We start from the raw sequence: 9902 nt of genomic DNA on the forward strand, positions 1-9902 counted from the left end.
GAGCTTGGGCAAGGGTTAAAAGAACCTTTCCCAAAGGGAGTTCATGAAGGCCGCTGGTGCGTTCCTTGCAATTATCCTTGCCCTTGTCCTCCTGACCTCAGGATGCCTGGGAAACGGTTCAAGTAAGGAGGCCCAAACGACATCCAGCGTACCACCTATAAGCGTTGACACGCCCTCAAGCGGTTCAGGAGGGCTATCTTCTCAACAACCTCACTCTAGCGGCCAGTTCAAAATCGGGAGCTGGGCCTACTGGCTCCAGAACGCGAGTCCAGAGGTTATAGCGGAGAGCGGCTTTGATCTGGTCGTCATTGACTATTCGCGGGACGGAAGCGATGAAACCGCCTATACGCGGGAGGAGATTGAAAAGCTTAGGAAGGCCGGCGTGATTCCGGTAGCTTACCTCAGCATAGGCGAGGCCGAGGACTACCGCTTTTACTGGAACGAAAGCTGGGCGAAGAACCCTCCAGAATGGCTCGGCCCGGAGAACCCGGAATGGGAGGGCAACTTCGCTGTGAAGTACTGGAGCGATGAGTGGAAGCGCATCGTCTTTGCGTACCTCGATAAAATTATTGCCCGGGGCTTTTCCGGCGTTTACCTCGACAAGGTTGACGAGTTCGAGTACTGGAGCGATAAGGGCTACGACGAAAACTGGACGGCAAGGGAGATGATTGACTTCATCATCGAGATAGCAAACTACACGCGCTCGAAGGCAGGCGAAGACTTTCTCGTAATCCCCCAGAACGGTGAGAGACTGCTTGAATACGACGACGGACGGCTTTTGAAAGTCGTCTCCGGCTGGGCGAGCGAGGACGTCTTCTACGACGGCCTTAGGCCGAGTCCGTGGCGGGATGAAAAGATTTCCCTCCTCGATAGGGTTGCCGAAGCCGGGAAGCTCGTCCTCGTTGTTGACTACGTCGATGACGGAACAGAAAGCCCGGAGAACATGGCAAGGATAAGGGACTTTGTCGAGCGGGCGAGGAGGGGGGGCTACGTTCCCTACGCGGCGAGAGCGGACAGGGAACTCGACGAGCTGGTGGTGATCCCGGGGGTTCAGCCCCCTACAGGAAGATAACCTTTACCGAATACGGAGCCTTCCTAAAATCCTCGTCAATCGTCACAATCGTTAAGCCCTTAGCAAGGGCAACTGCGCACTGATAAGCGTCATCGAAGTCCAACCCATACTTCAGGTGGAGTTCCGCAACCTTCTCATACTCCGATTCAGGGAGGGTCACAACTTCGACGTTTGGTAGGACATCTCGAACAAACTCCAGAAAAATCTCTGGGCGTTTAAGCCTGAAGAGAACCACGCCAATCGAATGGAGAGTAAAATCCGTAATAAAAAGCTCGCCCCGGTGAGAGCTCAGAAACTGTTTTGCAGTTTCCTTCTTTTCTTGGCCCAGAAGAATTTCAAGGAAGACGTTTGTGTCAATCAGATACATCGGTTCGCCACTCCAGAGCTTTGTGCTGGAGTTCAATGGATGTAAGCTTAACGTCTTTCAGCTTTCCCTCCCAGGAGAAAGTGAAACCTCTCTTTTTTTCACCTTTTCTACCGTACTTCTGCAGAAGAAACTCGGCGTAGTCTAAAAGCTCCCTTCGCGCCTCTGGTGGAAGTTGGGAGAGAACCTTTTCAACGTCCTGCATGGTTCCACCGCATGAGTTTAGGTGGTGCAATATTTAAAGGTAAGCCCACACAAAAGCTAAAACGAGCAGCGTTCCCGTCCTCGTTATTTCCGCGATGGCTCCGAGGCAGTCGCCGTTTATCCCGCCGAAGTTCCTAAGGGAGAGCCTTATGGTGTACGCGCCGAAGAGGAGACCCGTTATTCCGGCAAGGGCGAGCGGGTTGTAGAGTGCAACCGGGAGATAGAGGAGCGCGTAGAGGACCGTCCCAACGGCGAACTGCTTTCCGTTCATTCCCTCCATGAAGTACGCTCCTAATCCCTGGCCAAGGGGCTTTTTCGTTGCCAGTCCAAGGAGGAGGGAAAACTTGGAGTTCAGCTCGGCGAGGTAAAGGGAGTAGAACGGCACCAGCGGGAGCGAATAAACCTGGAGGAATAGGACCATCACGACGGCAAAAAGGCCCGCTATTCCAGTGTTGACGTCCTTCATTGCCCTAATCTTCCTTTCGCGGTCGCCTTTGGCCATTATTCCGTCTGCCCAGTCGGCCAATCCATCGAGATGAAGGAGGCCTATCGTGAAGTAGAGCGCCAGAAGGGCGAGGACGTTCGAGAGTGGCAGCTTGAGGTAAAGGACAAGAACCGGGATGACCGAGCTTATTGGGGCGATTAGGGGGATTGCCCATAGCTCCCCCGGAATTTTCTCAAAGTCCCCTTTGGTTGGAATTCTGGTCAGGAAAGGCAGGATGTCCTTCACAGGCCCACCTCTGTCCTCTTCTCCTCAAACTCTTCCCTGAGCCTCGAGAGCTTATCCTCGTCCACGAACGCTAAAACAATGCCGCAGTCGAGGCAGAGCCAGGGGTAGCTTCGATGAAGGGCCTCAGCAGGCCGGTGGTTCTGCTCTTCCACGGCGGCTGCCAGAAGAACCTCGCGTGGCCGGCCTTTTCAGACTTGCTCTTAACCATTGTGCCCCCGCAGATGGGGCACTTCCGGGTCTCAATCCTGCTCATCACAACCACCCTCAAAGAGTTTTGTCATGCAGCTGGCTATAAACCCTCCTATCGCGTCATCAAGGAAGGGCGGAAGCTCAGCTAAGATCCCGGGCTTCCTCGTGTCGTAGTAGAAGAAGTTGAAGAGCGCCATCTTCCCGCCTATGTACTCGGCGATGTCAATTCCAATCAGCTCGTCGGCGACGAGGTTAACAGGATCTCCTTCAACCTCAAAGTTCTCCTCAAGGAGGAGCGCGGCCATGAGAAGGGATTGGATGTTCATATCATCGAGGTAGCGGAGCATCAGTCTTTCGAGCCTCTTTCTGATTTTATCGTGTTCTCCTCCGACGTAAAGCTCCATGGCGGTGTTGAGCATTTTCTCCATCGTTACTCCGTGCTTTTCAAGCCTTTGAAGGAGTTCTTCGGCGTTCATAGCAATCCCTCTTTAAGAACAGCAAGAAGCTCCGAGGGAGAGTATACTTTGAGTTCGCCTTCTATTTTCTCCCTAAGCTTTAGATCTCCGGTGAGAAGGGGAATTTCGAGGGCCATTGCCAGGGCAACGTAGGGAACGTCCTTTGGATCAGGGGAGAGTTTTTCTGCCTCCCCGAGCTTCCCTGAGAATATCTCCGGGGGGATCTCGACGGTCTGAGACTTTATTACTCTCAAGACAAAGTTCAGTTCATTTTCCGTGAGCTTTGTTATCTTCAGGAGTTTCTCCTTCTTTCCCTCAAACTCCTCCCAGAAATAGGCCGGAACGAGGAACGTCACTTCTCTAACGACGTGATTCAGCGTGAATATCTCTCTTGAAACCCGCCCACCGTAAAGTGCAGAGAAAACAACGTTGAAATCAAGGACAATCTCCATTCAAATCCCCTTATAGCGCTTTGCGAGGGATAGCTTGATCTCATCTTCCAGTTTTTGAGCCTCGTCTTGGTCTTCAATTTTAACCCTCTTCAAAATTTCCTCAAACGCTTTAGCTTCCTCTATTCTCTCCTGAATCTCCTTGGCCACTTCCACCAGGAGCTTCCTCCGAACGATGGCAAGTGTATCTCTGTCCCAGTCATCGGGAACGCTGAAGCGTATGACTATTTCACCCTGGCTCATAACCTCACCCTGGCTTGGGTTATCGTTTCTACTTTATTACCTTTCCTCCAGCCCAAAGCGAACCCAGTAATACCTCTCGCTTTCCTTGGGGGACTCTACCTCAAGGTTAAAGCGTCCCTCGAAGAGGGGCGAGACCAAAACAACGGTGTGGAACTCGCCGAACTCTCCGACCGGATCAACACAAGGGTAAGCCTTCAAAAAGTTCTCTAAGTCGTTTTTTGAGCTGAATGCGTAGGCCAGCGCTTCTTTTGGCAGCTTTTTTCTGTCAACGGCTATTATTGCCCACTCAAAGCCCTCCCGGAGCATTTCCCTCGCGAGTTCAAGGGTATCCTTTCCCCATAACGGCTCAAGGGGCTTGATTCCAGCGTTTTCGGCGATGTTCTCAACCCACTTTTTGTGGTCTTCGAGGAGAACATCCCCCGCTATAAGATAGTCAACACCGAGGGAGCCGATGAATTTAGCTAAGGCGTCGCTCCCTCTGGCCATGTCGAAGGTTAGCAACTCCTTTCCCATTGCCTTGGCGAGCGTTTTCAGCGCCTCTAAGTTCTCCCAGTGGGGTGAGAGACCTATCGTGGTCTTCAAAGCCAAAAGGTACGGAACGTCAATTCCACTCTTTTCTGCCAGATAAAGCGCGTAAAGCCCGTCCTTGCCACCTGAATAGAACGCCACTCCCCTCAAGCTATCGCCTCCGTCAGGGTTATAAGGAAACTGGAGCTTTTATCCATTATGCTCCTGAAGTTCGAAGAGCTTGAGAGAACGGGCGGAATCTACCTCAACCTCCGAAACCTCAGGACAAAACCTCTGAAACTCACGAACTGGCGTGATCTGCTTTCCCTCGACGAGAAGACCTACGGGACCTACGCGAGAACCATCTACAACCCGCGCGAGAGGTTCCTTATAAGCGATGAAGAAAGCGAGGCCAGGGGAATCGAGCTTTCAGCGCTATACTGCTCGCTCTTAACCGACCCGGAGTACTTCTGCGGTGAGGAGAACCTGAGTTATCAGCTGAAGGTCGGGGAGTTCGAGGGGCTGCCATTCGCCAACGGTTTTACCGGCTCAAAGGTCGCGATCGTGGGTGAAGCCCCCGGAAGGCGCGGGTGCGGGAAAACGGGGGTATGCTTCTACCGCGATGCCTCCGGAATGCTGCTCCGCAGAGTTCTTTTCTCCCTCGGCATCAACCCAGACTTCCTCTACATTACCAACGTCGTCAAGTGCAACCCGCCGGAGAACAGGCTGAGGAGGATTCCTCCTGGAGCCTACGAGCTTTTGGCGAGGGAGCTGGAGATTTTAAAGCCGAAGGCCATCTTCGCGGTTGGGAGAACCGCAGAGAAGACCCTCAGGGAGCTTGGGTTCGAGGCCCAATACCTCAGACATCCGGCATGGTACGTCAGGAGGGGCATCAGGGGGCCGAGCGGCGAAATCCTGGAGGAATACGCTAAAATCAGGGGAGCGTTGGGGGAATGGACGCCTTAGCAGTCTTTGCCCTGGCACTCCTCTGGGACCTGCTTTTAGGAGAGCCTCCTGCATTAGTTCATCCGGTGGTGTGGTTTGGAAAGCTCGCCGGTTTATTTGATTCCCGCTACAAACGGCACTCCCCAGCTCTCGATTTCCTTGCTGGAATAGCTACGGCAGTGCTGGTTATTGCCTTCGCGTTCCTCCTTTCCATCTCGCCCTTCTTTGCTCTTTATCCCCTCAACTATGTCCTTGCCGTTTATCTCCTTAAAAGCTCCTTCGCGATTAGAAGCCTCCACGAGCACGTCGCGAGGACGGTGACGGAAGACATTGAAGAGAAGAGGAAAGCGGTCTCGATGATAGTTAGCAGGGATGTTAGAAAGCTCGATAAGCCCCACCTGAACTCCGCATCGATAGAGAGCCTCGCCGAGAACCTCAACGACTCCGTAATTGCCCCGCTATTCTACTTCCTCTTCTTCGGCCTGCCCGGTGCCTTAATCTACCGCGCCGTCAACACGCTTGACGCGATGCTCGGCTACAGAAACGAGCGCTACGAGTTCTTTGGCAAGTTCTCGGCGAGGTTGGACGACGTTTTGAACTTTATTCCCGCTCGCCTGACGGTTCTCTTCTACCTTCCCCTCGGCGGGAGGAGGGTTTTCCGCTATTACCGTTTGGCAAGGTTCAAGATAAACTCGGATAAGCCGATAGCGGTCATGAGTGCCGTTTTAGGTGTGTGGCTTGAGAAGCCTGGCGTTTACCGCTTTCCCGGCAGAACGCCGGAGGACAGGGATATAAAGCGCGCTCTGAGGGTTTACTGGCTTATCGTTGCCGAATGGCTGATAATCGTCTCATTACTGCTCGCGACGGAGGTATGTCCATGCTTGAGCCGGTGAAGTTCTCAACTTACCACGGCGGTGCTCGGAAGGAGGGTCTGCTTGACTTTTCGGCCTCACTAAACCCGTATCCGCCTGAGTGGCTCGGCGAGATGTTCGAGCGTGCCAAAGAGGTAAGCAACCGCTACCCCTACTACGAGAAGCTCGAGGAGAACCTTTCAGAGCTAATCGGCGAAGAAGTCACGGTAACCACTGGAATCACCGAGGCGCTCTACCTCATCGGGATCCTCGCGCTCCGCGGGAGGAAGGTGGTAATTCCGGAGCACACCTATGGCGAGTACGAGAGAGCCGCGCGCATCTTCGGGGCGAAGGTTGTTAAGGGTCCGAACGAGCCTGAGAAGCTGGCTGAACTCGTTGAGAGAGACTCAGTGGTCTTCTTCTGCAATCCGAACAACCCTGACGGGAGGTTCTACCGCACTAAGGAGCTTAAGCCCCTCCTCGATGCGGTTGAAGATAAGAACGCGCTCCTCGTTTTGGACGAGGCCTTCATAGACTTCGTTAAAAAGCCCGAAAGCCCGAGCGGAGAGAACGTTGTAAAGCTCAGAACCTTCACCAAGAGCTACGGTTTGCCCGGAATACGGGTGGGCTACGTTCTCGGCTTTTCCGAGGCTTTCAAAAGCGTCAGGATGCCTTGGAGCATAGGCTCAACTGGAGTTGCCTTTCTTGAGTTTCTCCTCAAAGACAACTTCGAGCACCTTAGGAAGACGATGCCACTGATCTGGCGCGAGAAGGAGAGAATGGAGAGAGCTTTGGGCGTTAAAAGCGACGCCAACTTTTTCATCAAGCGCGTTGGAGACGCTAAAAAAGCCGTTGAATACCTCAAAAGGCGCGGAATCCTCGTGAGGAGCTGTGAAAGCTTCGGCCTGCCGGAATACATCCGCTTCTCCGTAAGAAAGCCTGGGGAGAATGAAAGACTCATCAGGGCGCTGAAGGATGTCGAAAGGGAAATGGGGAACGGAAGGTAGGGCCTTCAGGCCCCGAACTTCTCGCTCCTGTTCATAAGGTCCATCATTATCGGCACGATGTCATGGCCCTTAATTCTGCCGAGGCCGCCGCGCATGCACTCGCGCTCGCCGAAGGCCTCGGTGTGGTCGGCCCTGACACCGCCGCCCGCTATAAGGAGCGGAACCGGGTCGCCGCTGTGGTTCATGACCTCGCATGGCGTTGAGTGATCGCCGGTTATAGCTATCACCGTCTCCTCAAGGTCGATGTGCTCGATTATGTAGCCTACCATCCTGTCGGCCTTCTCTATCATCTCCGCCTTGAGCTTCGGGTTGTTGTCATGGCCGGCCGCGTCAGTCGGCTTGAAGTGGAGGAAGACGAAGTCGTAATCTTTGAGAAGCTCGACGGCCTTCTTGGCCTTGACCATCTCGTCGGTGTTGTACTCGCCCGTTGCCCCCTCGGGGGTGTAAACGTCGAAGCCTATTGCCCTCGCGACGCCCTTGACGAGCGAGACCGCTATGACAGCCCCGGCCTTAACCTTCCACTGCTCCGTGAACTTCATCGGTATGCCCGGATAGGTGCCAGCGCCGCGGATGAGGAGGTAGTTCGCGACGGGTTTACCCTCCTTCCTGCGCTTCTCGTTGATGGGGTGCTTTTCAAGAACCTCGTGAGCCTGCCTGACGAACTCCTCGAGAATTTCAGCAACGCGCTTGCTCTCCTCGTCTTCCCAGATGAACCTGTGCGGCGGCTTGCCGGCCTCGTGGGGGTCGTTCTCACCGACTTTATAACCGGAGGCCATGCCCTTGAGAACTAAGACGGCCCTGTGGCCGGTCGCGCCTGCGAAGATGAAGTCAACAGGTATCTTGACGTTCTCCTGGATGGCTTTCGCAAGCTCGTGGGCCTCCTCCGTGCTTATCCTGCCCGCGCGCCTGTCAGTTATGATGCCGTTCTCGATGGTGGCGAAGTTGACGCGGAAAGCTAAGTCGTCCTCGCTCAGGTCGAGGCCAACGCCCATGGCCTCGAGGTAGCCCCTTCCCCGGTAGACCGTGTAGGGGTCGTAGCCGAAGATGCTGAGGTGGGCAGTGTCGCTGCCAGCCGGCTGGCCGGGCTTTATCGGGTCCTGCTGGCCGAGGATTCCCATCTTGGCGAGCTTATCCATGTTCGGCGTTTCCGCGTACTCGAGCGGCGTCTTTCCGCCGAACTCCTTGATCGGCCTGTCGCCGAGTCCGTCGAGGATTATGAGCAATCCCTTCCTCTGCTTCATGTCTATCACCTTGGGTGAATAGGGGCGGTGAGTTAAAAGGTTTGTTGGGCTTTTGTGCCTGATGCCGTGAACGCCCAAAGTTTTGCAAATTGTGAAGGTAAAATTTTTAATCTTGCATGACAAATGTTGAGTAACTATTAACTAAGTGAACCAAGAGAATGAGCAGGAGGAAGCTTCTAATGAGAAGGAGTGCGGTAACGATGGCCCGGTTCTTCTCTATGTGTACCCGGGGCTTCGTTGTTACCTTTGTGCTCTCGGGATTCGTCGCTTTGAGCGCCCATTACGGTGCTGGTTTAAGCGAGGTTCTGGTGCCATGGTTTAGAGTGGGAGTCCTCTTTGGAATTGCCTACGCGTACATCACCTATCTCGAGTTCAGCAGGGAAAAGGCCAAGAAGGGAATGTCCCCTTGGGCCGCTGACAGATTGGCGTGGTCGCTCGCGCCGTGGCTTTTGCTGGACTCCCTTGTGGTTTTCGGGGTTATGATTCCGTTTGGCGGCTACGCTGGAGGTTCCTTGTACAACAAGTACGGCATCATTCCAAGTCTGCTGGGGTTAGCATTGGCCTCATTCCTGAGCGGTGCGTTTAGAGGGCTAATCTACGCCCGCATCGGACTTCCAGAAAAGCCGGGTTTCCTTTATCTCAGGCTGGCGGAAAAGCTTACGGACAATGCCCATAACACACCATCAAAAACTTTATGAAACCCCCCTCAAACCCCAGCCGGGGGAAGTGATGCTTGAGGCGGCGCTCTGGGTAACGGCGATAGTCATTGGACTGGTCCTGCTCGTCCTTTCGGGCGATAAACTCTCCGATAAGATAGTTGAGGTTGCGAGGAAGGCGGGCGTTTCTCCCCTCGTCATAAGCATCGTTCTCATAAGCTTCGCCACGACCTTGCCAGAACTCCTGACGAGCGCCGTGGCGAGCTATCAGGGCCTCACCGGAATGGCCCTCGGAAACGCCCTCGGAAGCATATTCGCCAACATCGCCCTCATCTTGGGAATAGCGGCCACGCTGAGACCCCTCAAGGCCACGAGGGAAGCCTACGACAACTCCCTCATCATGCTCGTCTCTTTCCTCCTCGTTATGGCCCTCTCCGCCGATGGAACCCTATCGAGACTCGACGGGGCGGTGCTCCTCGGGGCCTACGTCGTCTACCTCCGCTGGCTCCTCAAGAAAAACTCCCGGAAGGACATCGACGGGAATGGTAAGGGCCGCGCCACGGTTCTCGACTATACAATCCTCTTCGTCCTCGGTCTGCTGCTCGTCTTAGGAGCGAAGCTCGTGGTCTATGGTGGTGCAAACATAGCGGAGGCCCTTGGGGTTTCCGAGTTCGTGGTTGGGGCCACCATCGTGGCGGTAGGCACCTCCCTGCCGGAAATGACGAACGCCGTCTACGGCGCCCTGAGGGAGCGAGGAAGCATAAGCATCGGCAACATCATCGGGGCAGATATAATGAACGCCCTCGTCGTCCTCGGCGTTGCTTCGGTGATAAGGCCCCTCCAGACGGGGGCTTCCATACTCACGGTCATCCTCGTCCTCGCGGCAATGCTTCCGATGGTCGTTTCGCTCAGGAAAACCCACGGTCTTGGGAGGCCGATGGGAATCTACTTCCTTGTCCTCTACTCCCTGTACATAGTCCTCATGTTCT

Annotated in this window: 15 protein-coding genes; 6 read left to right on the forward strand and 9 right to left on the reverse strand. The window is 54.5% G+C overall.

The annotated features are described in order from the left end of the window. Positions 1 to 43: 43 nt before the first annotated feature. Entirely contained in the window at positions 44 to 1072 is a 1029-nt protein-coding gene (locus MVC73_RS03630) for an MJ1477/TM1410 family putative glycoside hydrolase (protein WP_297507000.1), read from the forward strand. On the opposite strand, the gene MVC73_RS03635 is transcribed toward MVC73_RS03630, so the two are convergent. The 8 genes from MVC73_RS03635 to MVC73_RS03670 all read right to left on the reverse strand — a co-directional run bounded on the left by MVC73_RS03635 (position 1059) and on the right by MVC73_RS03670 (position 4384). Further along, positions 1059 to 1439, reverse strand: coding sequence for a PIN domain-containing protein (locus MVC73_RS03635; RefSeq protein ID WP_297507002.1), 381 nt, complete (start codon positions 1437 to 1439; stop codon positions 1059 to 1061). The genes MVC73_RS03630 and MVC73_RS03635 overlap by 14 nt on opposite strands. Continuing rightward, the gene (locus MVC73_RS03640; protein WP_297507004.1) at positions 1426 to 1641 is read right to left on the reverse strand and encodes a DUF2281 domain-containing protein; all 216 of its coding nucleotides are present in this window, start codon (positions 1639 to 1641) and stop codon (positions 1426 to 1428) included. Before MVC73_RS03640 ends, MVC73_RS03635 begins: the two co-directional genes overlap by 14 nt. A 33-nt stretch (positions 1642 to 1674) precedes the next feature. Continuing rightward, a complete protein-coding gene (cobS, locus tag MVC73_RS03645; protein ID WP_297507006.1) occupies positions 1675 to 2370 on the reverse strand; it encodes an adenosylcobinamide-GDP ribazoletransferase in 696 nt (231 codons plus the stop codon). Positions 2371 to 2440: 70 nt separating this feature from the next. After that, positions 2441 to 2623 (reverse strand): hypothetical protein, encoded by a 183-nt coding sequence (locus MVC73_RS03650; protein ID WP_297507008.1) that lies wholly within the window; start codon positions 2621 to 2623, stop codon positions 2441 to 2443. Further along, positions 2610 to 3035: an alpha-ribazole phosphatase CobZ gene (gene cobZ / locus MVC73_RS03655; RefSeq protein WP_297507010.1), complete on the reverse strand. Its 426-nt coding sequence runs from the start codon at positions 3033 to 3035 to the stop codon at positions 2610 to 2612. Before cobZ ends, MVC73_RS03650 begins: the two co-directional genes overlap by 14 nt. Continuing rightward, the gene (locus MVC73_RS03660) at positions 3032 to 3466 is read right to left on the reverse strand and encodes a PIN domain-containing protein (protein ID WP_297507012.1); all 435 of its coding nucleotides are present in this window, start codon (positions 3464 to 3466) and stop codon (positions 3032 to 3034) included. Before MVC73_RS03660 ends, cobZ begins: the two co-directional genes overlap by 4 nt. Then, positions 3467 to 3706 carry a hypothetical protein gene (locus MVC73_RS03665; RefSeq protein ID WP_297507014.1) on the reverse strand — a complete coding sequence of 80 codons (240 nt, stop codon included), beginning with the start codon at positions 3704 to 3706 and terminating at the stop codon, positions 3467 to 3469. A 36-nt stretch (positions 3707 to 3742) separates the two neighbouring features. Then, positions 3743 to 4384, reverse strand: coding sequence for a diphthine--ammonia ligase (locus MVC73_RS03670; RefSeq protein WP_297507016.1), 642 nt, complete (start codon positions 4382 to 4384; stop codon positions 3743 to 3745). A gap of 48 nt (positions 4385 to 4432) precedes the next feature. Between MVC73_RS03670 and MVC73_RS03675 the strand changes: the two genes are divergently transcribed. Genes MVC73_RS03675 through MVC73_RS03685 form a run of 3 tightly spaced genes read left to right on the forward strand, consistent with a single transcriptional unit; the run spans position 4433 to position 7016 of the window. Next, a complete protein-coding gene (locus MVC73_RS03675) occupies positions 4433 to 5179 on the forward strand; it encodes a uracil-DNA glycosylase family protein (RefSeq protein WP_297507018.1) in 747 nt (248 codons plus the stop codon). Then, positions 5167 to 6051 (forward strand): adenosylcobinamide-phosphate synthase CbiB, encoded by an 885-nt coding sequence (gene cbiB / locus MVC73_RS03680; RefSeq protein ID WP_297507020.1) that lies wholly within the window; start codon positions 5167 to 5169, stop codon positions 6049 to 6051. Before MVC73_RS03675 ends, cbiB begins: the two co-directional genes overlap by 13 nt. Then, positions 6036 to 7016 carry an aminotransferase class I/II-fold pyridoxal phosphate-dependent enzyme gene (locus MVC73_RS03685; protein WP_297507022.1) on the forward strand — a complete coding sequence of 327 codons (981 nt, stop codon included), beginning with the start codon at positions 6036 to 6038 and terminating at the stop codon, positions 7014 to 7016. Before cbiB ends, MVC73_RS03685 begins: the two co-directional genes overlap by 16 nt. 5 nt (positions 7017 to 7021) lie before the next feature. On the opposite strand, the gene MVC73_RS03690 is transcribed toward MVC73_RS03685, so the two are convergent. Continuing rightward, on the reverse strand, positions 7022 to 8257 hold the full coding sequence (locus MVC73_RS03690; protein WP_297507042.1) for a 2,3-bisphosphoglycerate-independent phosphoglycerate mutase: 1236 nt from the start codon (positions 8255 to 8257) through the stop codon (positions 7022 to 7024). Between the two features lie 158 nt (positions 8258 to 8415). Between MVC73_RS03690 and MVC73_RS03695 the strand changes: the two genes are divergently transcribed. Next, positions 8416 to 8955 (forward strand): hypothetical protein, encoded by a 540-nt coding sequence (locus tag MVC73_RS03695; RefSeq protein WP_297507024.1) that lies wholly within the window; start codon positions 8416 to 8418, stop codon positions 8953 to 8955. 31 nt (positions 8956 to 8986) lie between these two features. After that, positions 8987 to 9902: calcium/sodium antiporter (locus MVC73_RS03700; RefSeq protein ID WP_297507026.1), on the forward strand; the 916-nt coding region annotated here is incomplete at its 3' end.

Origin of the sequence: Thermococcus sp. (genome assembly GCF_027052235.1) — an archaeon.
GTDB lineage: Archaea > Methanobacteriota_B > Thermococci > Thermococcales > Thermococcaceae > Thermococcus.